Source organism: Blastomonas sp. CCH9-A1 (genome assembly GCF_001557175.1).
GTDB lineage: Bacteria > Pseudomonadota > Alphaproteobacteria > Sphingomonadales > Sphingomonadaceae > Blastomonas > Blastomonas delafieldii_A.
Genome location: NZ_LSHM01000041.1, coordinates 152,845 through 174,528 on the forward strand (window position 1 = coordinate 152,845; position 21,684 = coordinate 174,528).

19 protein-coding genes are annotated in these 21,684 nt (G+C 64.9%); 13 read left to right on the plus strand and 6 right to left on the minus strand.

What is annotated here, in order from left to right; all coding sequences use genetic code 11:
- Window positions 1-70: 70 nt before the first annotated feature.
- Both AX725_RS12615 and AX725_RS20950 read right to left on the minus strand, forming a co-directional pair.
- Entirely contained in the window at window positions 71-2,557 is a 2,487-nt protein-coding gene (locus AX725_RS12615) for a TonB-dependent receptor domain-containing protein (RefSeq protein ID WP_208597954.1), read from the minus strand.
- A 284-nt stretch (window positions 2,558-2,841) separates the two neighbouring features.
- On the minus strand, window positions 2,842-3,063 hold the full coding sequence (locus AX725_RS20950) for a hypothetical protein (RefSeq protein ID WP_155646040.1): 222 nt from the start codon (window positions 3,061-3,063) through the stop codon (window positions 2,842-2,844).
- On the opposite strand from AX725_RS20950, the gene AX725_RS12620 reads away from it, so the two are divergent.
- The 4 genes from AX725_RS12620 to sorB all read left to right on the plus strand — a co-directional run bounded on the left by AX725_RS12620 (window position 3,062) and on the right by sorB (window position 6,406).
- Window positions 3,062-4,177, plus strand: a complete 1,116-nt coding sequence (locus AX725_RS12620) for a DUF2332 domain-containing protein (protein ID WP_081097186.1) — start codon at window positions 3,062-3,064, stop codon at window positions 4,175-4,177. The genes AX725_RS20950 and AX725_RS12620 overlap by 2 nt on opposite strands.
- A 48-nt stretch (window positions 4,178-4,225) precedes the next feature.
- Window positions 4,226-4,780 (plus strand): CxxCxxCC domain-containing protein, encoded by a 555-nt coding sequence (locus AX725_RS12625; RefSeq protein ID WP_060978693.1) that lies wholly within the window; start codon window positions 4,226-4,228, stop codon window positions 4,778-4,780.
- 70 nt (window positions 4,781-4,850) lie between these two features.
- Window positions 4,851-6,050, plus strand: a complete 1,200-nt coding sequence (sorA, locus tag AX725_RS12630; protein WP_060978692.1) for a SorA family sulfite dehydrogenase catalytic subunit — start codon at window positions 4,851-4,853, stop codon at window positions 6,048-6,050.
- Window positions 6,050-6,406 (plus strand): SorB family sulfite dehydrogenase c-type cytochrome subunit, encoded by a 357-nt coding sequence (sorB, locus tag AX725_RS12635; protein ID WP_099046515.1) that lies wholly within the window; start codon window positions 6,050-6,052, stop codon window positions 6,404-6,406. Before sorA ends, sorB begins: the two co-directional genes overlap by 1 nt.
- On the opposite strand, the gene AX725_RS12640 is transcribed toward sorB, so the two are convergent.
- The gene (locus tag AX725_RS12640) at window positions 6,403-7,494 is read right to left on the minus strand and encodes a YeiH family protein (RefSeq protein WP_060978691.1); all 1,092 of its coding nucleotides are present in this window, start codon (window positions 7,492-7,494) and stop codon (window positions 6,403-6,405) included. The genes sorB and AX725_RS12640 overlap by 4 nt on opposite strands.
- Window positions 7,495-7,617: 123 nt before the next feature.
- On the opposite strand from AX725_RS12640, the gene AX725_RS12645 reads away from it, so the two are divergent.
- Window positions 7,618-8,865 (plus strand): MFS transporter, encoded by a 1,248-nt coding sequence (locus tag AX725_RS12645; RefSeq protein ID WP_060978690.1) that lies wholly within the window; start codon window positions 7,618-7,620, stop codon window positions 8,863-8,865.
- A 3-nt stretch (window positions 8,866-8,868) separates the two neighbouring features.
- On the opposite strand, the gene AX725_RS12650 is transcribed toward AX725_RS12645, so the two are convergent.
- From AX725_RS12650 to AX725_RS12660, 3 genes are all read right to left on the minus strand, one after another.
- Window positions 8,869-9,342 carry a DUF3237 domain-containing protein gene (locus tag AX725_RS12650; RefSeq protein WP_060978689.1) on the minus strand — a complete coding sequence of 158 codons (474 nt, stop codon included), beginning with the start codon at window positions 9,340-9,342 and terminating at the stop codon, window positions 8,869-8,871.
- Between the two features lie 104 nt (window positions 9,343-9,446).
- Entirely contained in the window at window positions 9,447-9,731 is a 285-nt protein-coding gene (locus AX725_RS12655) for a hypothetical protein (RefSeq protein ID WP_060978688.1), read from the minus strand.
- Between the two features lie 143 nt (window positions 9,732-9,874).
- Complete coding sequence (locus AX725_RS12660) at window positions 9,875-12,217, minus strand: TonB-dependent receptor (RefSeq protein ID WP_060978687.1); 2,343 nt, start codon at window positions 12,215-12,217, stop codon at window positions 9,875-9,877.
- Between the two features lie 177 nt (window positions 12,218-12,394).
- Between AX725_RS12660 and AX725_RS12665 the strand changes: the two genes are divergently transcribed.
- The 8 genes from AX725_RS12665 to AX725_RS12700 all read left to right on the plus strand — a co-directional run bounded on the left by AX725_RS12665 (window position 12,395) and on the right by AX725_RS12700 (window position 21,681).
- Complete coding sequence (locus AX725_RS12665) at window positions 12,395-14,404, plus strand: alpha-glucosidase (RefSeq protein WP_060978686.1); 2,010 nt, start codon at window positions 12,395-12,397, stop codon at window positions 14,402-14,404.
- On the plus strand, window positions 14,401-15,414 hold the full coding sequence (locus tag AX725_RS12670; protein WP_023837423.1) for a LacI family DNA-binding transcriptional regulator: 1,014 nt from the start codon (window positions 14,401-14,403) through the stop codon (window positions 15,412-15,414). The genes AX725_RS12665 and AX725_RS12670 overlap by 4 nt, the downstream gene beginning before the upstream one ends.
- Window positions 15,411-16,325 carry an aldo/keto reductase gene (locus AX725_RS12675; protein ID WP_060978685.1) on the plus strand — a complete coding sequence of 305 codons (915 nt, stop codon included), beginning with the start codon at window positions 15,411-15,413 and terminating at the stop codon, window positions 16,323-16,325. The genes AX725_RS12670 and AX725_RS12675 overlap by 4 nt, the downstream gene beginning before the upstream one ends.
- A gap of 117 nt (window positions 16,326-16,442) precedes the next feature.
- A complete protein-coding gene (locus tag AX725_RS12680) occupies window positions 16,443-17,540 on the plus strand; it encodes an LLM class flavin-dependent oxidoreductase (RefSeq protein WP_060978684.1) in 1,098 nt (365 codons plus the stop codon).
- Window positions 17,540-19,042, plus strand: a complete 1,503-nt coding sequence (gene glpD / locus AX725_RS12685) for a glycerol-3-phosphate dehydrogenase (protein WP_060978683.1) — start codon at window positions 17,540-17,542, stop codon at window positions 19,040-19,042. Before AX725_RS12680 ends, glpD begins: the two co-directional genes overlap by 1 nt.
- The gene (locus tag AX725_RS12690; protein ID WP_060978682.1) at window positions 19,039-19,617 is read left to right on the plus strand and encodes an NADPH-dependent FMN reductase; all 579 of its coding nucleotides are present in this window, start codon (window positions 19,039-19,041) and stop codon (window positions 19,615-19,617) included. The genes glpD and AX725_RS12690 overlap by 4 nt, the downstream gene beginning before the upstream one ends.
- Window positions 19,614-20,228 (plus strand): 3,4-dihydroxy-2-butanone-4-phosphate synthase, encoded by a 615-nt coding sequence (locus AX725_RS12695; protein ID WP_060978681.1) that lies wholly within the window; start codon window positions 19,614-19,616, stop codon window positions 20,226-20,228. The genes AX725_RS12690 and AX725_RS12695 overlap by 4 nt, the downstream gene beginning before the upstream one ends.
- Window positions 20,221-21,681, plus strand: a complete 1,461-nt coding sequence (locus AX725_RS12700) for a glycerol kinase (RefSeq protein WP_066115037.1) — start codon at window positions 20,221-20,223, stop codon at window positions 21,679-21,681. Before AX725_RS12695 ends, AX725_RS12700 begins: the two co-directional genes overlap by 8 nt.
- Window positions 21,682-21,684: the final 3 nt, after the last annotated feature.

Consider the following 21,684-nt stretch of genomic DNA (forward strand, 5'->3'; position numbering starts at 1 on the left):
ACTTGTCGCCGGTGGCCCCCTGCCACTGGCAGTGTACCAGCAGACAAGGGGCGAGCCGTTAGCGCACCGATCAGAAGAAGAAGCGCGCCGATGCGGAGATCGAACGGCCGAACAGCGGCCGCGCCATCACCACGCCGGATGCCGGGATCGCTCCTTCGGAAATTCCGGTGATGGCGCGCTCGTTCAGCACGTTGTTGGCGTTGATGCTGAGCTCAAGCCGCTCCATCGGACGGACCTGTGCGAACAGGCCAACCGTGGTATAGCCCGGCATGCGCAGCTGGTTGACGTCCTGGCTGAAGCTGTCGGTCACCCCGATGATGTTGGCACCGACGGTGAACAGGTCGGTGTCGAATTGCGGCGTCAGCCCGAAGAGCAGCTTGGGCTGGTTGCGCGGGATGTTGCCCACCAGCGCCGGATTCTCGGCGCTCTTGATTTCCGCTTCGGTATAGGTCGCGTGCGCCGTGATGCTGAACGGACCGCGGCGGAAACCGCCCTCGAATTCGAGACCATAGGCTTCATAGCCGCGCGTGACCGAGAGCAGCTCGAGCTGGCCCGTGGCGGGATTGGTCAGAATCTGCGAGTTCGTGTCATCGGTCTTGGCATGGAAACCGGTCAGATTGAGGACCAGGCCATCCTTGCGGTATTTCAGTCCGATTTCTGCCTGGCGCACGCTGTCGTCGCCTGCCGCCGGATTCAGCAGGGCGCCCGTGGTCGGGCTGATTGCCGAGGTGAAGAGAATCTTGTCGGCTGCGGCGCGACCGCCGAGGCTGTAGCGGGCAAACATCGCAAAGGGTTCGGCGATGCGATAGTTCACGCTGACCGAGTAGGACAGATAATCGTGGCTGTAACGGACCGGCTGGGTCACGCCGACAGGGACGAAAGACACCTGACGTTCGGGTGCAGAAATGACGCCGTTGCCGTTCATGTCGAAGGTGCGGACGCCGCTGTCGTTCATCGCATTGCCCCGCGCCCGGCTGTTATCCCAGCGCACCGAGGCACCGATGGCGATCTTGCCCTTGGCAAAGTTGACCGAGGCAAAGGGTGCGGTGGTCTGATAGGTCACGGCATTGTCGCGGATGTTGCCCGCAGCGCCCGGGCCGCCGAAATTGCGATAGCCGCCATCGGTGACCAGAGCGCCTGCCGCAGTAACGAGGTCGAGCGGCACCGCCTGGCCTCCCCCCACAACGTCCTGGAAGAACGTGGCAAAGCCGATTTCGGAGATGAACTTCTGGTTCGAACGATACAGGCCCGCGGTGGTCGTCAGATCGCCACCGGCGACGGGCCATACCCGGCTGATGCGCAGATCGTTGGTCATGTTGCTCACATCGGGCGCGTCATTGTCCGAGAAGAACGACAGGGCGACCAGGCCATTGCCGCCCGCAGCGCTGAACGGCTGCCCGGCACGCGGTCCGGATGCATAGCGGAACGCTCCGCCCGCGCCGCCGAAGCGCGAGGCAAACTGCGCAGCCGGCGCTGCCGACGAGACGACAAGCGTGGTGTTGCGCGTCGATTGGTCGGCGTAACGGAAGCGGTTGGTGACGGTCCAGTCACCCAGGCTGAACTGCGCCTCGAAGCCGAGCGTCTTGGCATTCGCCTCGACACCGTTGGTGAAATTGCGGCGACGGACCTGGCCCGACGAACCGAGCGTCAGCACGACCGGCAGCGTCGGCGAAAGCAGCGAATCGGTGCGGCTGCTGACCCCGGCAGGATCGCGGAACGACGGATCGGCATTGGTGCCGGTCACCAGCAGCGGCGTGCCAGTAAAGGTCGGCACGCGGTCGTCGAGCAGCTTGCCATAAACGCGGATATAGCCGCCGTCGAACTGCTTGGTGACGTTGAACTTCACCTGACCGCCGCGCGCGGCGTTGAACCCGGTTTCACGGATTCCCTCGCCCTCGCGGTAGAAGCCGCCGACGTGGAAGCGCCAGCCATCGCCCAGCTGGCCACCATAGTCGAAATCGGTGCGATAGCTTTCAAAGTCGACGCCCACCGTCGCCATCACCGATCCGCCTTCGACCTCTCCGGTCTTCGAGATGAGGTTGATGACGCCGCCCGGCGCGTTCGAGGCGAAGGTCGAGGCCGATCCGCCACGGATCGATTCGACCTGGCCGACATTGAAATCGGCGCGGACGAAGATATCGGGCGTCAGGCGCATCAGATCGCCGAATTCCATCACCGGAAGGCCATCTTCCTGGATCTGGATATACTTGCTGGCACCATTGACCATCGGCAGCCCGCGAACGGTATAGTTGTTCTGCGCCTCACCGGCCGCCGCCTCGACGCGGATCCCCGGTATGTTGCGGAAAAGTTCGGCCAGCGACCGCGGCGCCAGGCGAACGATGTCGTTCTCCTTGATCGCGCTGGTCGAGGTCGCGCTGTTCAGCCGGTCGCGGCCGCGTGCCACACCGGTGGTAACGACATCGCCTTCATCGACCGTGCGGCTTGCCTCCCAGGCAGTTTGCGGCTTGTCTTCCTGCGCCGCCACCGGCGCTGCAAAGGCGGAAACGATCGCGACAGTCGATGCACAGCTATAGATTGCAGTTGTAAGAGATTTCACTTTGAGCCCCCCAAAACTATTGGATGGGGCAGCGGTTAAGTTTGCATGCTTAAAGCAAAGTTAAACGCACTGCGCTCAGCGAATACTTGGCCCCTCGCTCTTTTTAAGCTTGAACCATAGCCCAGAAATGGGGGGAAAGTGGCTCAAATCCAACGGTTCTCTCGATACTGGCGCTCCGATCGCTCGCCCCGCAATGTTCGCCTGCGAACCTTTGCATAAAACTTAACATGTTGATTTTCCAATATTTGCAATTGTTGCAATCATAATTGCAAAATTAGCAAGCATCAGCGATTCGGCGCCGCTTTATCAGTGTCGATGCCCTTGTTCTGCTCCGCGCGCTCCGATTCGCCGGACCTTGACCAGCCAATCAGCGATTCGCATGATGCCGAACAGGTCAAGTCATGACGCGCCATCCCGACTTTGTTAACCACTTGTTTACGCTGATTACCTAGCCAGTTGGACGGGGGTCGGGAGTGTTTGCCGACTTGTTCGTTGGCGAGAATCATGTCTGCACTCATTTCCAAAGAGAATATCGCCGGAACGACGCACCCGCCGCGGGCCAAGGCATCTCCGATAACACCGATCGCGCCCTTTGCCCTGGCGCCCGTACATGCAGAGCTGTCGCGTCAGGCTGCCGTCTGCCGGAACCTGGGGTCGGACTTCGTCGCCCGCGTGCTCGAGGCCGCCGAACGCCAGCTTTCCCACGCCCCGATGACCGAAGCGGTGATCGCGACCTGGCCGGGCGACCGCGCCGCAGCAGCGCTCGCCATGCGGTTGAACGGCGCGCTCCATGCCGTTGCCCGGCGCGGCACCGTTCCTGAACTCAGCGCGTTGTACCGGGGCGAGCATGCCGATTTCGATCGCGCCCTGGCGATTGCGCTGGCGCATTCCGACGCATTCATTCTGCAATGGCTGCGCGATCCCACCCAGACCAACGAAGTCGGCCGGTCCGCCGCCCTGATGGCGGCGCTGATGGTGGCCGCAGACCGCTTTGCCCTGCCGTTCGAACTGCTGGAACTTGGCACCAGTTGCGGCCTCAACCTCAATCTTGGTCGTTACGGATTCGATCTTGGCGGAGTGAAGGCGGGCGACCCTGCGTCAGCGCTGCAAATCACCCCCGAATGGCGCGGCCCGCAACCGGTCGCCGCGCCGGTCAGCATTGCATCGGCCAGCGGGGCGGATCTGCACCCGCTCAACGCCCGCGATGCCGATAGCTGCGAAAGACTGCTGGCGTTCATCTGGGCCGACCAGCACCACCGCATCGCGCGGCTCGAGCATGCGCTCGATATCGCCCGCGCACATCCGCCCCAGATCGACGAGGCCGAGGCTCTGGAGTGGATCGCGCAGAAGCTGGCGGCACCGCAATCGGCCGACACCTGCCGTGTCGTCGTCCATTCGATGTTCCGCCAATATCTGCCCGAGCCGCAGCGCGCACGCCTCGCGGAGATCATCGTGCAGTCGGGCCAGTTCGCGACCGAGCGTAAGCCGCTCGCGTGGATCAGCCTCGAATGGACGCCTGATCGCAGCGAGGTGCGGCTGTCGCTGACCTGCTGGCCGAGCGGCGAGCAGCGGTTCCTGGCGACCTGCCATCCTTATGGCGAATGGATTCATTGGCGCTGATCGCCGGGCCGCTTGCAATCACCCGCGCCGACCGTCACAGCTTGGCAGATGGCGGACCCCGACGATCTTGAGACCCTGTTGCTGGGCCCGGTCCTGGCCGATCGCGATTGCGGCGGCTGCACCGCGTGCTGCGTCACGCTGAAGGTCGATACGCCCGACCTTCAAAAACCTGCCGGAACCCCATGCCCGCAGCTTTGCCCGACAGGCTGCAGCATCCATGCCGAGCGCCCGACCATCTGCCGGACCTGGTTCTGCGCCTGGCGCAGGATTGCCGCCTTGCCCGACGAAGCGCGCCCCGATCGATCGGGTCTGATCGTTTCGGTGAGCTTTCACCGCGAGGCGCGCCACCCGTTCGAAGCCATTGCGCTCACCGTGCTGGCGCTGCCCGGCAGCGACGCGATCGCCAGCGGCATGGCCGCGCGCGTGCTTGACGCCATTTGCGATCGGCCGGTGGCGGTGTGGTTCAGCGACAGCAAGCGCAAGATGCTGATGCACCCGGAAAACGACGTCGCAGAACTGGTGCTGTCGGGCAGCGCGCCACCCATGCACCTTGCCGATGAAGTCGCGGCCTGGCGGGCGCAATATGCCGCCTTTCTTGCCTGACCGGCATTTTCTGACTAACGCTGGACAGACGCGTCGCGCGGCGCGCCAGAATGACGATAGGGGAGCGGGAATGAGCGGAATCGACCGGAGGCTTTTCGTGGCAGGCGCAGGTGCGGCTCTGCTGGGCGCGGTCGGCAAGTCTTCGGGCGGCACGATCACCCTGCCCTTTGCCAATGGCACGCGCCCGCTGGTGCAACTGCCCGGCAAGCGCGAGATGATCCTGCTGACCAGCCGCCCCCCGCAGCTGGAAACGCCGTTTTCCGTTTTCGACCAAAGCCTGCTCACGCCCAATGACGCGTTTTTCGTGCGCTATCACCTGTCCGGCCTGCCGACCGAGATCGATCCGCGCAGCTTCCGCCTCGCGATCGGCGGGCATGTCGAAACGCCGCTGAAACTGACGCTCGAGTCGCTGCGCCGCGATTTTCCGGTGAGCGAGATCGTTGCAGTCAACCAGTGTTCGGGGAACAGTCGCGGCTTCGTGACGCCGCGCGTCGCGGGCGGCCAGCTGGGCCATGGCGCGATGGGCAATGCGCGCTGGCAGGGCGTGGCACTGAAGCATCTGCTCGCCAAGGCCGGAGTGCGCGCGGGCGCTGCCCAGGTCACCTTCAACGGCCTCGACAATCCGCCCGCCGACGGGATCGCCGATTTCGTCAAGGCGCTCGATATCGACCATGCGCGCGATGGCGAGGTGATGGTCGCGTTCGCGATGAACGGCGAGGAACTGCCTTTCCTCAACGGCTATCCGCTGCGCCTGATCGTGCCCGGCCATTTCGGCACCTATTGGGTCAAGCATCTCAGCGAGATCAATGTCGTCGACAAGGAATTCGACGGCTATTGGATGAAGACCGCCTATCGCATCCCGGACAATGACTGCCGGTGCGTCGAGCCGGGCACCAAGCCCGACAAGACCGTGCCGATCGCCCGGTTCAACGTCCGTTCGTTCCTGACCAGCCACCCGGATGGCGCGAAGGTCAGCGCAGGCCAGACGACCGAGCTGCGCGGTATCGCCTTCAGCGGCGGCGATCCGATCAAGCGCGTGCTCGTTTCGCCCGATAACGGCCGGGACTGGCAGGAGGCAAAACTGGGTGAGGATCTGGGCCGCTATTCGTTCCGCGAATGGAAGCTGGGGCTGACGCTCGCGTCAGGGCGGCATGCCTTGCGCATGCGCGCCGAGACGGCGGGCGGCGAGACCCAGCCGATGGAGCCGCGCTGGCAGCCTGCGGGCTATATGCGCAACGTCGTCGAGACGATCAACGTGGAGGCCGTGTGATGCGCACGGGAGTGATCATCGGGCTCGGCCTGCTTGCAGTGGCCGCTGGCGGCGTGAACTGGGCGCTGATGGATCGCGACGCAGGGCCGGATATCGTTGCCGCGCGGATGGAGCCGGTCAGCTATCAGCTGCCCGAAGAGGCAATTCCCGCGGAACTGTCGGACGCGGGTGCCGAGATCGTGGTCAACAACTGCACCGCGTGCCACAGCCTCGAATATGTCACCACCCAGCCGCGCGGCATGGGCGAAAAATTCTGGCACGACGAGGTGACCAAGATGGTCAAGGTCTATGGCGCACCGGTCGAACCCGGCGATGCCGAGGCGATCGCGAAGCTGCTCGCCGAGCGGTTCGGCTAGAACAGCAGGATGACGACTGCGAACGAGGCCGCGAGGCTCGTCAGCGTTGCGATCAGCACCGGGATGGCGGGGCGGACGCCGGTTTCCATCAGCAGGTCCATGCGGCTGCGCATCGCGGTCGCGATCACCGCGATCAGCAGCAGCCCCTTGGACAGGCTGAGTGCCGAATCGCGCACCGGATCGGGCATCGCGACGAGCGAATTCACCAGCACGACGGCGAAGAAGGCGACGATGAACCAGGGCAAAGCCAGCCGCTTCCACAAGGGGCTGCCCTCGGCCTGATCCGCATTGCCGATGGCAAGGCCGGTGATGATGACAACGGGCGCGAGCATCGCGACGCGCGAGAGCTTCACAATCGCAGCATAGCTCCCCGCGCTTTCGGAAAACGCATAGCCGCCGCCGATCGCCTGCGCGACATCATGGATCGACGCGCCAATCAGGAACCCGGCCTGCTGGTCGGTGAGCTCAAGATATTCAGCCAGGATCGGGTAGAGCGACATCGCTAGCGCGCTGAAGAGCGAAACCACCACCAGGGTGATCGCGAATTGCGACTGGTTCAATCGCTCGCGGCCAATGATGCCATAGAGCGCCATTGCTGCGCTGGCGCCGCAGATCGCGGTCGCCCCGCCCGCCAGGATGCCGGTGTAATTGGACTGGCCGACCAGCCGCGCGCCGAGGATACCTGCCAGGAACGTGACGGTCATGATCGCAGCCAGCGCGGCAAAGGGCTGCACGCCCAATGAGCCGATCTGTTCGAACGTCACCTGCAGGCCCAATAGCACCACCCCGAAGCGCAGGCAGGTGCGCGACGCGAAATCGAGCCCCTTGTGACTGCGCGGATCGCGCGCGACGAAGCTCAACGACAGGCCGATCAGAAGCCCGAGCAGAATGATCGGGAAATTATAATGTTCGGACAGCCAGGCCGCGGCCCCGGCGGCAATCGCGCAGATCGCCAGGCCTTGGAAGATCGTGTCGCGCGGTTTTTCGGCATGGGGCTTGGGCGCGGCTTCGGCCAGATACATTTCACCGAACAGGTCGCCCGCTGCGGGGAGCGAATCCCAGTCGATATCCTGCCGCTTGCCGTTCATTGCCGCTCCCCTCGCCCCCGATATATGTCCTTCGGTGTCATATTGGGCTTTCCTTACGCGCGCGAGCGGCTATCGTGCAAGCCCGAAGCGTCGTAGACAGGCGCGCATATGGGAGGATCGGCGATGGACGAGGCACGGCATCAGGGCATGGCACGCGGCGCAGCGATCGCGCTCGTCGTGCTGCTCTTCCTGGGCAACGCTCTCAACTATGTCGATCGGCAGGTGCTGGCGCTATTGAAGCCCACGCTCGAGGCCGAATTTGGCTGGTCCGACGCCGATTATGCGCATCTCGGCTCGTCCTTCCAGATCGCCGCTGCAGGCACGCTGCTGTTCGTCGGCTGGTTTGTCGATCGCCTCGGCGTGCGCGTCGCCTATGCCATCGCGGTGACCGTCTGGAGCGCGGCGGGCATGGCACATGCGCTGGCACAGACCGTACAGCAGTTCGTCGCCGCGCGTGTCATTCTGGCAGCGGGCGAATCGGTGAGCACGCCTGCGGGGCTCAAGGCAGCCGCGACCTATCTGCCGGTGAAGCAGCGCAGCATCGCCATTGGCCTTATCAATACCGCGCCCAATATCGGCGCGATCCTCACCCCGCTGCTAATCCCGCCCTTCGCCCTCGCCTTCGGCTGGCAGGCGGCCTTCTGGGTGACGGGTGCGCTCGGCTTTGTCTGGCTCGCCGGATGGTGGTGGGGCACCCGCAATTTGAAGCCGCTGGGCGACATTCCAGAGCGCGCCCGCGTGCCCTGGGGCACCCTGCTGGCCGACCGCAAGACCTGGACCGTGATCGGCGCGAAATTCTGCATCGATGCGGTCTGGTGGTTCGTGCTGTTCTGGATGCCCGATTTCTTCAACCGCCAGTTCGGCCTTTCGCAAGGCGAGCTCGGCTGGCCGATCGCGATCATCTTCACCCTCGCGGCGCTGGGCGCGATCACCTCGGGCGGGCTCTATCCGATCCTGCTCAGCCGGGGCATGAGCGTGAACGGCGCGCGCAAGACATCGATGCTGTTCTACGCGCTGGTCGTGCTCGCCATGCCCCTGTCCCTCCAGACCGGCAATCCGTGGATCGCCGCGGTGCTGATCGGCCTGGGGCTGTTCGCGCATCAGGGCTTTTCGACCAATGTCTTCGGCATGACCGCCGACATCATCCCCGCCACCCGCGTCGCGAGCGTGATCGCGCTGGGCGCGGTGGCAGGCAACCTCTCGGGCACCGCGATCATCGAGTTTGCGGGCTATTCGCTGGGCAGCGGCATGGGCTATGTGCCCTTGTTCGCGATCTGCGGCAGCGCCTATCTGGTCGCGCTGGCGTTCATCCAGGTAATGATCCCGCGGCTCAGGCTCGCGGAGGAAGCGGAAGCTGGCGTTGCGGGCTGACGCTCAACCCAGAGGCTGGCCGATCTCGAACAGCTCGTAGATCGGCCCGGACAAGGTCTGCGTCCCCGTGCCGACCAGCGTCAGTGCATTGAGCCAGGCATAGCGCGCATCCCCGCTTTCCAGCCGCGCCTGGACGACGATGCTGTATTCGTCTGGTTCGAGCAGCGCCCCCTTGGCAAAGCGTGCCATGGCGTCACCCTTGCCGCGCATCGCTCCTTGGTAGCTCAGATAGATCGGCACGCCATCGTCACTGGTCAGGTTCAGCCGAACATTGATCAGCAGCGTGCCATCAGGCTGGATGACATACCAGTCCGCCCCGCCTTCGACTGCACCGCTCAGCCGCTCGCCGGAGAACGACCCGCCGGTCACCTGCGCGATACCCCGATAGCCTGATGCAATGGCCCCGATGCGCCGGGTGCGGGCAATGTCGACCTCGAGTTGCAAGGTCATCAGATGGCGGTGGACGAGCTGCTTCATGGGAGAAGGCCTAACATTCGACCAGCATGCAGCAAAGATCGAAAGCCAATGCCACGGAAGCTTCGCATCGTTGCGCACTGAAGGCGAAGCCGCGCCCCCCGCTTTTAGCGGTCATCTTCAGGACGTGGCGACGGTTTCGACGATGCGGTTGCCTTGTCGTACGGTGCGATGACCTTGGGCTTGATCAAGCCCTCCCAAAGCGCCCATCGGCAGATGCTGGTCACGATCGCCAGCCACAGCGGGATATAGATAAGCACCGGAAGATCGATGAAACCGGCATAATCTGCTGTCACCAGCGCGAAGCCGATCCAGCCCGCCAACGTGATGGCAGGCTTCAGCCGTTCGACATGAACGGCCACGCGCGATGCCTGTTCCAGGAGGCGGTTCATAGAAGCACCATCTCATCTTCCGTCCCATTGGACAACAATGCGTTTCGAGTTGCGCCCACGAGCTCGCGGCGTTGCGCCGGGCAGGAAAAAGGCCCCGGACTTGCGTCCGAGGCCCTTTTTCGTTTCGCTTGACGATCGATCGATCAGCGCAGGCGTGCGCGCAGGCTGATGCCGAAATAGCGGTCCGCGTCGCGCGGGATCTGCAGGCGCTGGCCGGCGCTGACGTTGAGCAGCGCATAGGCCTTGTCGGTGATGTTGCGCGCGAGGAAGCTCACGCGGTAATTGTCGTCCGGATCGGAGAAGCCGATGCTGCCATTCCAGATGCCATAGGCCGCGATCGGGCCCTGTTCGCCAAGGTCGGAGAACTGGCGGCTGACATGGCGGAAATCGGTATCGAGGTACATCTTGAACCCGCCCAGATCGCGCTCGTAGCTGGTGCCGATGGTCCAGGTGAACTTCGGCGCCAAGGGCAGCTGGGTGCCGTTGCGGGCGTCCGGAGCGTTGGTCGCGGGGTTCGGGTTGAACCGCTTGACCGTGGCATCGGCATAGGCGCCGCTCGCGCGCAGCGTCCAGCCGTCGACCGGCACCGCGAGCAGATCGACCTCGAAGCCCTCGCTCTTCACCGAACCGGCATTGGTCAGGTTCGAGACGACCGCGCCGTTCAAGAGCACGAAATTGTTCGCCTGGAACCCGTCATAGGTGACGGTGAACGCGGACAGGTTGAACTGCACGCGGTTGTCGAGAAACTGCGACTTCAGACCGATTTCGAACGCGTCGGAGGTTTCCTCGTCGATGGGGATCGCGTTGGTCGGCGCGGTGTGGTTGAAGAACACGTTGAACGCCGGGCCCTTGTAGCCGCGGGTGTAGCTGCCATAGAGCATCACGTCCTCGCTCGGCGTGAACTGCAGCACCGCACGGCCCGAAAGATTGCCGTTCGAGCTGTCGCCGCGCGAGGTGTTGGTGCCGTTGCCGCCCGAAGCGATCGTGCCGCCCGCAGGTGCGCCCGAGACGCCGGGTCCGGTCGCAGGCAGGCCGGTCGTGGCATTGACGCCTGGTGCGCGGGTGTGGATGAAGCTCAGATCATCCCAGGTGTAGCGAAGGCCGCCGGTCAGCGCGAACATGTCGCTCAGGCGATAGGTTGCCTGGCCGAAGATCGCATAGTTGCGCGATTCCACCGCACTGAACGAGGTCGCGGTCGGGAAGATGGTGTTTACCCGATCGTTGACGTTGCACGGACGACCGCCGGTGATCGGATCGACCGGCAGGGTCGAGCTGGCGCAGGTGATATTGCGGCGGGTGAAGTCCTGCTCGTTGTCCGAGCCCCAGATGAAGCCGCCGATCTGGTAGAAGAACGGCTTGCTCTGGTCCGATGCCAGACGCACTTCGAGCGAAAGCTGCTCGGTGCGGACCTGGCCATTGTCGTGCAGTTCGCCGGTACCGACGATCGCGCGCGGCAGGAAGTCGCCTTCCCGGATTTCGGTGTTCTCCCAGTTGCGATAGCCGACGATCGCGCTCAGCACATGGTCGGTCAGCACGTCGAAATCTGCGCTGGCGGTCAGGCTCCACTGCTTGTCGAGCGTGCGCGTGACCAGATTGTGGTTGACGAAGCGCTGGTTGACCCCGCGCGCCACGCCGCCCGGCAGGCCGAGCTCGGCATCGAGCACTGCGCCGCGGCTGACGCCCGTCACATCGGCGCAGCAATCGTCATCGGCCTCGAAATAATCGGCGATGAAGCGGAAGCGCGTGCCGCCGTTGTTGTAATCGAGAATACCGCGCGCGCCATAATGCTCATAGCCGTTGATAGTGTTGCGGCGGCCGCCGTTGATATTGGTGATATTGCCGTCATAGCTGCCGTAAAAGGCGGTGATGCGACCGGTCAGGTTCTCGGCGAGCGGGCCGGAAATTGCACCGCGCAGGCGATATTCGTCATCGTCGAACGCTTCGAGCCGGGCTTCGGCCTGCAGGGTATCGGTGCCGCCCTTGGAAACGATATTGACCAGACCAGCGGACGCGTTCTTGCCGAACAGCGTACCCTGCGGCCCGCGCAGCACCTCGAGACGCTCGGCATCAACCAGGTCCATGAATGCCTGCCCCGAACGGCTGAGCACGACGCCGTCGACCACGGTCGAGACGCTGGGTTCGGCCGCGATCGAGAAGGTGATGGTGCCGACGCCGCGCATCACGATCGCGCTGTTGGCGCTGGTCGTGCCCTTGCGGAACGAAACCGAGGGGACAAGCTGGGTCAGCCCTTCAAGGCTGGTAACGCCGGTGGTCTCGAGCCGTTCAGAGGTGATCGCGGTGATCGCGATCGGCACGTCCTGCACATTTTCGGCAACCTTCTGCGCGGTCACGACGATTTCGGCAATGCCGCCCTGATTGTCCTCGGCGGCAGTATCCTGCGCGTGTGCGGGCATCGCGAAGGCGAGCGAAAGCGCGGTCGCGGACAGCGCGGCGGCACGAACAGAAAGATAATTGGTGAGCTTCATGGTAACCCCTCCCTGCGAGATAGCGGTCGTAGCGGGGGCTTGTTGCCCCTTGATATGGTCGCCGCGATTGATGCTTGATCTGCTATGACCGGCTCGATATGTCAAGCGGTGTCAGAAAAACGGACAGTGGCTGCGACCATTTCGCCACACTGGCGACCAAGGGTGAGGAAAAGCGCGTTGAAACTGCGGGTGCACGCCCAGAATGACGGGTTCGATCTCCTGTTAGGAGGCCGGATCGTGATCTCGCACCGCACGGCCTGTCCTGCGGTGGCCATGGCGCGCGGCAATCCCGATATCACGATGTTTCGCGGCAATTTCCGGATCTCCGACTCGCCGAGCGGAGAACTCGCACCAGCGAACTGGAACGAGACCGATGCCGGTATCGAACTGCTCCACGACGGCACACCTGTCGCCCGCCTTTCGAGCAAAGGCAACCGGCTGACGATCAACGCGCTGCTCCCGGGCTACGATCGCCTTCGCGTGCGCCTCCATGCGGAACCGGGCGAATGCGCCTGGGGCGGCGGCGAGCAGATGAGCTATCTGGCGCTGAATGGCCGCGCCTTCCCCATCTGGACCAGCGAGCCCGGCGTCGGCCGCGACAAGTCGACCGCACTTACCCGCATCATGGACGCCGAGGGCATGGCGGGCGGCGACTTTTGGAACACCAATTACCCGCAGCCGACCTTCCTCACTTCGCGCTGGATCGCGGTGCACCTCGACGCCAGTTGCTACAGCGTGCTCGACTTCACCGATCCAGGCTTCCACGCGGTGGACGTGTGGAGCGACACCGCGAATTTCGAACTTTTCGCCGCCGATGGTCCGCTCGAGCTCGTCTCGGTGCTGTCGAAGCGCTTCGGTCGCCAGCCCGAATTGCCAGACTGGGCGATCGGCGGCGCGATCCTGGGCCTCAAGTCTGGCGCATCGAGCTTCGATCGGATGGAGCGTTTCATCGAAGCGGGCACCGCCGTCTCTGCCCTGTGGTGCGAGGATTGGGCGGGCATCCGCGAAACCAGCTTTGGCCGTCGCCTGTTCTGGGATTGGCATAACGGAGAGCGCAGTGCCCAGCGCTATCCGGACCTGAAGGCGCGCATTGCAGACCTGCACCAGCGCGGCATCCGGTTCATGGCCTATGCCAATCCCTATATATCCGTGGATGGCGAGCTTTTCGCCGAAGCGGCAGGCGGCGGCCATTTTTGTCTGCGTACCGACAGCGACGACGTGCATCTGGTCGATTTCGGCGAGTTCGATTGCGGCGTGGTCGATTTTACCCGCGAGGAAACCCGCGCCTGGTTCGCCGAGCGCGTGCTGGGCCGCGAGATGCTGGATATCGGCATCGACGGCTGGATGGCCGATTTCGGCGAGTATCTGCCCACCGACCTTCGCCTAGCCGATGGTTCCGATCCAATGGAGACGCACAACCGCTGGCCGGTGCTGTGGGCCGAGGTCAACGCGCGCGCAGTCGCAAGCCGGGGCCGCACCGGCGATGCAGTCTTCTTCATGCGTGCGGGCTTTTCGGGCGTGCAGGCGCATTGCCCGCTGCTCTGGGCAGGCGACCAGTCGGTCGATTTCACCCGGCACGACGGCATCGGCACGGTGATCACCGGCGCGCTCTCCGCAGGCCTGGTCGGCAATGCGTACAGCCATTCGGATTGCGGCGGCTATACCTCGCTGCACGGCAATGTCCGCACCGAAGAGCTGATGCAGCGCTGGTGCGAGCTCGCCGCCTTTGCGCCGGTCATGCGCAGCCATGAAGGCAACCGGCCCGATGACAATCTGCAATATGACTCGACGCCCGAACTGATGGCCTGCTTTGCGCGATGGAGCCGGGTGCACGCGCATCTCGCCCCTTACGTCCGCCACCTGTGCGGCGAAGCGAGTGCGCAAGGCCTGCCCGCGCAACGGCCGCTCTTCCTGCATTACCCGCACGACCCTGCCCTCTTTACGGTGCAGGACCAGTTTCTCTACGGTGCCGATCTTCTGGTGGCCCCGGTGATCGAACAGGGTCTCGATACGCGCGAAGTGATCCTGCCCGGTGCGGGACAATGGCGTCATGTGTGGAGCGGCCTGGACTACGCGCCAGGCACGCACCGCATCGCCGCGCCGATCGGCCAGCCACCGGTCTTCTATCGCCCCGACAGCGCCTTTGCCGCGCTGTTCGCGGGCCTGAACGAGGTGCTGGAGCGATGAGCGAACGGGCGAACATCCGCGATGTCGCGGCCAAGGCGGGCGTGGCGGTCAAGACCGTCAGCCGGGTTCTGAACGGCCACCCCTATGTCAGCCAGGCGACACGCGACCGGGTGGAAGAGGCGATGCGCGACCTCGATTTCCGCCCCAGCGTCGCCGCGCGCATCCTGTCGGGCGGCAAATCGAACCAGATCGCGCTGATCTACGACAATCACAGCCCCTATTACATGTTCCAGATCCAGACCGGCTGCTGGGATTTCTGCCGCGCCAACCGCATCCGCCTGCTTGCCCAGCCGGTCGATGTCGCCGACCCGCAGGTGGGCGAACAGGTGCGCGGGCTGGTCACCGAAACGCATGTCGATGGCATCATCCTCTCCTCGCCAGTGACCGATTGCGATCCGGTACTGCGCGCGCTCGAGGCATTGGACGTGCCGTTCGTGCGCATCTCGCCGGGCACCAACCACGCGCTGACGAGTTCGGTGTTCATGGACGATGCCCAGGCAGCCGACGACATGACCACCCACCTGATCAATGCCGGGCACCGCCGCATCGGCTTCATCAAGGGCCACCCCAATCACATGGCATCGGACGACCGGCTGTTCGGCTATCGCCGCGCACTCGACCGCGCCGGCCTGCCTTATGATCCGGTGCTGGTCTGCGATGGAGAGTTCGATTTCGATTCGGGCGTGCGCGGCGGTCGCGCGCTGCTCGATCTGCCGCAGCGGCCGAGCGCCATCTTCGCCTCGAATGACGACATGGCCGCCGGCGTGCTCGCGGTGGCGCACGACCGCGGCATGGACGTGCCCGCCGAGCTTTCGGTCGCAGGCTTCGACGATACCACGCTCGCGCGCACCGTCTGGCCGCCGCTGACGACCATCCACCAGCCGATGGCGGAACTCGCGCGTACGGCCACCGAAATCCTCATCGCAGGCGGCGACATCACCCATCGCCGCCTTCCCCACCAACTTGTCGAACGCGCCTCGGTAGCGCCCCCAAACAGGACCTTTTCATGAGCGAACTGCCTTTGCCACCCGAATTCCGCCAACTCGGGCGAAGCGATATTGCCGTGTCTCCCATCGCCTGGGGCATGTGGCGCCTCGCTGAAAACGGCCGCAGCGTAGCCGACGCGACGCGGCTGGTGCACGCGGCGCTCGATGCCGGAATCAACTTTCTGGACACGGCGGACATCTACGGCTTTGACGGCCAGGGCGGCTTTGGTGATGCCGAGGCGCTGCTGGGCGAGGTGCTCGCCGCTGATCCCGCCCTGCGCAGCCGCATGGTGCTCGCGACCAAGGGCGGCATCCTGCCCCCCCTGCCCTATGACCAGAGCGCGGACTATCTGCGCACCGCGATCGACAATTCGCTGCGGCGCCTCAAGGTCGATATGGTCGATCTGTGGCAAATCCACCGCCCGGACATTCTTGCGCACCCTCAGGAGGTTGCGCGCGTGCTCGACGATGCAGTGAGCGCAGGCAAGATCCGCAGCATCGGGGTGTCGAACTTCACCGTGCACCAGATTGCGGCGCTCGATCATTTCCTAAGCCACAAGCTGGTCACCACCCAGCCCGAGATCAGCCCCTTGCGCATCACGTGCTTCGAAAATGGCGAGCTCGATCAGGCAATGATGATGGGGCTGACTCCGATGGCCTGGTCGCCCTTGGGCGGTGGTCGTCTGGCAGCGGCGGAGACCGCGCGCGACCGGCTCGTGGCGGCGGCGCTCGACGCGGTGGCCGAGGCGCAGGGCGTCTCGCGCAGCGTCGCGGCCTATAGCTGGCTGATGGCGCACCCAGCGGGCATCGTGCCGATCATCGGATCGCAACAGGCCGAGCGCATCGCCGAAGGGGCAGCTGCGCTCAAGGTCCGCTGGACGCGGCAGGACTGGTACGCGGTGCTGGTCGCCGCGCGCGGCGAGCCCCTGCCCTGATGATGCGCAGGATGCTTCGACAGGCTCAGCATGAGCGGGGTTGGAGCTTCCATTGAACTACCATCCGCTCAGCCTGAGCCTGTCGAAGGCCCCGCGCCAGACCGAAGGACCCGAACGATGACCCAAACACCTGACCAACAATGCGAAATCGCCTGGTTTTCGGCGCTGTGCGACGACGATTATGAGTTCCTCGGCGTGCCCGATCCCTATCTGCAGTCAAGCTGGGAGCATTGCCGCAACATCGTGCTGCGCGCCGAAGAAGGCGGGTTCGACAATATCCTGCTGCCCTCTGGCTATTCGCTCGGGCTCGACACCACCGCCTTTGCTGCGGCCGTCGCCACGCAGGTGCGCCGCATGAAGCTGCTCTGGGCGACGCGCATGGGCGAGGACTGGCCGCCGCAGCTCGCGCGCCGCATCGCGACGCTCGACCGCATTCTCGGCCCCAATGCATCGGGCACCGGCGGACGGCTGAACGTCAACATCATCTCGTCCGACATGCCGGGCGAGAAGATCGAATCCGGCCCCCGCTATGCCCGCGCGACCGAGATCATGAAGATCGTGCGTACCCTGCTCAACGGCGAAGCGCTCGACTTCCAGGGCGATTTCTACAATCTGAAGCTCGACCCGCCGCGCATCACCACCTTGTCGGGCAAATGCCCTGCCTTCTATTTCGGCGGCCTCAGCCACGAGGCGCGCGAGTGTGCGGCCGAAGCATGCGACGTGTACCTGATGTGGCCCGACACGATGGACAAGGTGCGCGAGAATATCGCCGACCTGATGGCGCGTGCGGCAAAATACGGGCGCACGCTCAAGTTCGGCTACCGGGTCCATGTCATCGTCCGCGAGACCGAGGACGAGGCGCGCGCCTATGCCGACCGGCTGCTGAGCAAGCTCGATGACGAGGCCGGGAAGGCGATCCGCGAAAAGTCGCTCGACGCCAAGAATTATGGCGTCCAGCGCCAGCAGGAACTGCGCGGCGCGGCGGATGGCGACGGCTTTGTCGAGGAGAATCTTTGGACGGGCATCGGTCGTGCGCGCTCGGGCTGCGGTGCGGCGATCGTCGGCACGCCCGATCAGGTGCTCGCCAAGCTGCGCGCCTATCAGGCCGAGGGCATCGAGGCGTTCATCCTCTCGGGCTATCCGCATGTGCAGGAAGCCGATATGTTCGCGCGCTACGTATTGCCGCACATCCAGCACGGGCCGCTCGAGATCTGATGAACCAGTCGCCGCATCCTGAGGCCGCAATGTTCGACGTCGCCGTGATCGGCGGCGGCGTCAACGGCACCGGCATTGCCCGCGATGCCGCCGGGCGCGGCGCGCGGGTGCTGCTGCTCGAGGCGCAGGATCTGGCGAGCGGCACCTCGTCCAATTCGAGCAAGCTGATCCATGGTGGCCTCCGCTATCTGGAGCATTACGAATTCGGCCTGGTGCGCGAGGCCCTGGGCGAGCGCGAGATCCTCTGGGGCATCGCGCCGCACATCATCTGGCCGATGCGGTTCGTGCTGCCCTGGGTCAAGGGACTGCGCCCGCGCTGGCTGCTGCGGCTCGGGCTGTTCCTCTATGACCATATCGGCGCGCGCAAGCTGCTGCCCGCGACCGAGACGATCCGGCTCGACCGGCACCCGGCCGGCAAGCCGCTCAAGCCCGAGTTCGTGCACGGTTTCGTCTATTCGGATGGCTGGGTCGATGATGCGCGGCTCGTCGTGCTCAATGCGCGCGATGCCGCCGATCACGGCGCTAAGGTGCATACGCGCTGCCCGGTGACGAAGCTGGAGCGCGTCGGCGAGCATTGGCGGATCGAGACGCCGCAGTGCGATTTTACTGCACGTTCGATCATCAACGCCGCCGGCCCCTCGGTGCTCGGCATTCTGGGCAAGTCGGGCGAGCAGCCCAAACAGTCGATCCGCCTCGTGCGCGGCTCGCATATCGTCGTGCGCAAGCTGTTCGATCATCCGCACCCCTATTTCTTCCAGCTGCCCGATGGCCGCATCTTCTTCGCCATCCCCTATGAGCAGGATTTCACGCTGATCGGCACCACCGATCGCGACCAGCAGCCGGGCGAACCGATTGTCGCGAGCGAAGAGGAAATCGCCTATCTGTGCGAGGGCGCGAGCCGCTTCTTTGCGAAGCCAGTGACCCTCGCCGATGTCGTGTGGACCTATTCGGGCGTGCGACCGCTGGTCGACGACGGGTCGGGCAAGCCCGAAGCGGCGACGCGCGGCTATCGCTTCGATCTCACCGAGGAGCATGAAGGCGCACCGATGCTCTCTGTCTTCGGCGGCAAGATCACCACCTTCCGCACCCTGAGCCAGGAAGCCGTGGACAAGCTCGCGAGCCGTGTACCCGCATTGCGCGGCGACCATTGGACTCACGCCAGGCCCCTGCCCGGCGGCAATTTCGGCGTGCACGATGTTGCGCAGCAAATCGCTGGTCTGCGGGCGCGCTATCCGTTTCTCGAAGGCGGATGGGCCGAGCGACTCATTCGCACCTATGGCACGGTCGCCGCGCGCTTCCTGGGCGAAGCCAAAACCCTTGCTGATTGCGGCGAACATTTCGGCCATGGCCTGACCGAGGCCGAAATTCGGCATCTTGTCGCCAACGAATGGGCATTCACCGCCGAGGACATTCTCTGGCGTCGCACCAAGCTCGGCCTGCATCTTTCATCCGAGCAACAAGCCGCGCTCGAACGCTTTTTCCAGAAGGAACCCGTAGCATGACACCCCGCATCGTCGCGATCGGCGGCACCGTTTCGATCGGCAGCACCACCGAACTGGCGCTGCGCACCGCGATGGCCAGCGCCGCAGCCCAGGGCGCAGAGGTGCAGCTGTTCGACGGGGCCTATCTCGCCGCGCTGCCGCATTATCGCTCCTCCGCGCATGCCGGTGCCGAAGGGCGCGAGATGGTCGACGCGGTGCGCGCCGCCGATGGCGTGCTGCTCGCCGCACCCGGCTATCACGGCACGATCTCGGGGCTGGTCAAGAATGCGCTCGATTATCTCGAAGACCTGGCGAAGGACACGCGTCCCTATCTCGATGGCCGCGCGGTCGGGCTGATTGCCACGGCTTATGGCGACCAGGCGACGATGAGCACGATGCAGACGTTGCGCAGCATCGTCCACGCGCTGCGCGGCTGGCCGACGCCCATGGGCGCGACGATCCGCACCTATCCGGGCCTCTATTCGCCCGATGGCGAATGCCTGGACGATCGCGCGCGGATGCAGCTCGACATGGTCGGCCAGCAGGTCGTGCAGGGCGCGACCAGCCTGAGTGCGATGGCAAGGCCCGCCGCATGAGCATCGCAGGCGCGGTGGAGGCCCTCAAAGCGGGCAAGGTCATCATCATCACCGGCGACCGCTTCCGCCGGGGCGACATGGATTTCGCCGTCGCCGCGCAGCATGCGAGCGCCGAGGCGATCAATTTCATGGCGACGCACGGGCGCGGGCTGATCTGCCTTGCGATGCAGCAGGACCGCGCGATGCGGCTGGGCATCGGCCTGATGAACCCCGGCAAGGACCGGCAATCGGGAAGGCCCCTGGGCCGCTCGATCGAGGCGGCCGAGGGCGTCACTACCGGCATTTCCGCCGCCGACCGCGCGCAGACCGTCCGGGTCGCGGTCTCGCCGGATGCGACCGCCGAAGACATCGTCTCGCCCGGCCATATCTTTCCGCTGATCTGCTCGCCTGGCGGAGTTCAGGAACGCCCAGCCGCCGCCGAGGCCGCGATCGAGCTGACGCGCCGGGCCGGTTGCGGCGATGCGGCGGTGATCTGCTCGATCATGCGCGACGATGGCGAGATGGCGCGCCCCGGCGACATTGCCGATCTGGTCGAACGCTTCGGGCTAGAGATAGCGGATATCGGCGAACTGCTGGACGAAGGGGCCGAAACGGAGGCTGTGAATGGCTGACGAGCTGATCCTGGTACTCGACGAGGGCACCACCTCGACCCGCGCGATGCTCTACACGCTGGCGGGTGAATGGATCGCGACCGAGCAGCGCGACATCACGCAATATTACCCGCAGCCTGGCTGGGTCGAGCATGATGCGACCGAAATCTGGGAGCGCACGCTCGCCTGTGCGCAGGCAATGGTCGCGCGCGCAGGCGGAGCCGAGCGGATCGCCGCGATCGGCGTCACCAACCAGCGCGAAACCGTGGTGGCCTGGGACAAGACGACCGGCCAGCCGCTCGGCAAGGCGATCGTGTGGCAGGACCGGCGCACCGACGAACAATGCCAGCGCTTGCGCGCCGACGGGCACGAAGCGGCGGTGCAATCGACGACGGGCCTGCTGCTTGATCCGTATTTCTCCGCGACCAAGATGGCGTGGATGCTGCGCAATATCGACGGCGCTGACGCTTTGGGCGACCGCCTCGCCTTCGGCACGATCGAAAGCTGGCTGGTGTGGAACCTCACCGGCGGCTTGCACATTTCCGATGTGTCGAACGCCAGCCGCACCAGCCTGCTCGCACTGACCGGGCAGAGCTGGGACGATGGCCTGTGCGACCTGTTCGGCGTTCCACGCGCGGCGCTTCCGGAAGTGGTGGCCAGCACCGGCGCGTTCGGAAAGACCAAGCCCGAGCTGTTCGGCACCCCTATCCCGATCACGGGTCTGGCGGGCGACCAGCAATCGGCGACCATCGGCCAGGGCTGTTTCGATGTCGGGCAGACCAAGGCGACGCTCGGCACCGGCGCCTTCATCCTGGCGAACATGGGCCAGACCCCGCCCAAGTCGGAGCATCGCCTGCTCGGCACCGTATTGTGCGAGGTGAACGGCACGCGCAGCTTCGCGCTCGAGGGATCGGTCTTCGTCGCGGGCAGTCTGGTCAAATGGCTGCGCGACAGCATCGGCCTGCTCGGCAATGCCGCGGAGAGCGAGGCGCTCGCCCGTTCGGTTCCCGATAGCGGCGGCGTGGTCGTAGTCCCCGCCCTGTCCGGCCTCGGCGCGCCCTATTGGCTGCCCGATGCGCGCGGTTCGATCACAGGACTCTCGTTCGCGACGACGCGCGCGCATATCATCCGCGCATCGCTCGAATCGGTCGCCAATGTGTTCCACGATCTCGGCCGCGCCTTTGCCGCCGATGGCGCGCCCTGGTCGGTGTTGCGGCTCGACGGCGGGATGAGCGCCAATGACTGGATCGCGCAGGACATTGCCGATGTGCTCGGCATTCCGTGCGAGCGCCCGAGCGATGTCGAGACGACCGCGCGCGGTGCGGCGATCCTCGCGGCAATCGGTGCGGGCCATTATGGCTCGCTGGAAGCGGCGCGCGCTATGGTCGCGCCGATCCAGACCTTCGATCCGCAGATGGAGAGCACGGCGCGCGACCAGCGCCTCGGCCAGTGGACCAAGGCGCTGCGCTGCTGAAGG

What these genes read in the sequence shown, in the direction of transcription:
- AX725_RS12620 (WP_081097186.1), top strand. Translation starts at nt 3,062, where the DNA reads ATGTCTGCACTCATTTCCAAAGAGAATATCGCCGGAACGACGCACCCG.
- AX725_RS20950 (WP_155646040.1), bottom strand. Translation starts at nt 3,063, where the DNA reads ATGATTCTCGCCAACGAACAAGTCGGCAAACACTCCCGACCCCCGTCC.
- AX725_RS12625 (WP_060978693.1), top strand. Translation starts at nt 4,226, where the DNA reads ATGGCGGACCCCGACGATCTTGAGACCCTGTTGCTGGGCCCGGTCCTG.
- sorA (WP_060978692.1), top strand. Translation starts at nt 4,851, where the DNA reads ATGAGCGGAATCGACCGGAGGCTTTTCGTGGCAGGCGCAGGTGCGGCT.
- sorB (WP_099046515.1), top strand. Translation starts at nt 6,050, where the DNA reads ATGCGCACGGGAGTGATCATCGGGCTCGGCCTGCTTGCAGTGGCCGCT.
- AX725_RS12640 (WP_060978691.1), bottom strand. Translation starts at nt 7,494, where the DNA reads ATGAACGGCAAGCGGCAGGATATCGACTGGGATTCGCTCCCCGCAGCG.
- AX725_RS12645 (WP_060978690.1), top strand. Translation starts at nt 7,618, where the DNA reads ATGGACGAGGCACGGCATCAGGGCATGGCACGCGGCGCAGCGATCGCG.
- AX725_RS12650 (WP_060978689.1), bottom strand. Translation starts at nt 9,342, where the DNA reads ATGAAGCAGCTCGTCCACCGCCATCTGATGACCTTGCAACTCGAGGTC.
- AX725_RS12655 (WP_060978688.1), bottom strand. Translation starts at nt 9,731, where the DNA reads ATGAACCGCCTCCTGGAACAGGCATCGCGCGTGGCCGTTCATGTCGAA.
- AX725_RS12660 (WP_060978687.1), bottom strand. Translation starts at nt 12,217, where the DNA reads ATGAAGCTCACCAATTATCTTTCTGTTCGTGCCGCCGCGCTGTCCGCG.
- AX725_RS12670 (WP_023837423.1), top strand. Translation starts at nt 14,401, where the DNA reads ATGAGCGAACGGGCGAACATCCGCGATGTCGCGGCCAAGGCGGGCGTG.
- AX725_RS12675 (WP_060978685.1), top strand. Translation starts at nt 15,411, where the DNA reads ATGAGCGAACTGCCTTTGCCACCCGAATTCCGCCAACTCGGGCGAAGC.
- AX725_RS12680 (WP_060978684.1), top strand. Translation starts at nt 16,443, where the DNA reads ATGACCCAAACACCTGACCAACAATGCGAAATCGCCTGGTTTTCGGCG.
- glpD (WP_060978683.1), top strand. Translation starts at nt 17,540, where the DNA reads ATGAACCAGTCGCCGCATCCTGAGGCCGCAATGTTCGACGTCGCCGTG.
- AX725_RS12690 (WP_060978682.1), top strand. Translation starts at nt 19,039, where the DNA reads ATGACACCCCGCATCGTCGCGATCGGCGGCACCGTTTCGATCGGCAGC.
- AX725_RS12695 (WP_060978681.1), top strand. Translation starts at nt 19,614, where the DNA reads ATGAGCATCGCAGGCGCGGTGGAGGCCCTCAAAGCGGGCAAGGTCATC.
- AX725_RS12700 (WP_066115037.1), top strand. Translation starts at nt 20,221, where the DNA reads ATGGCTGACGAGCTGATCCTGGTACTCGACGAGGGCACCACCTCGACC.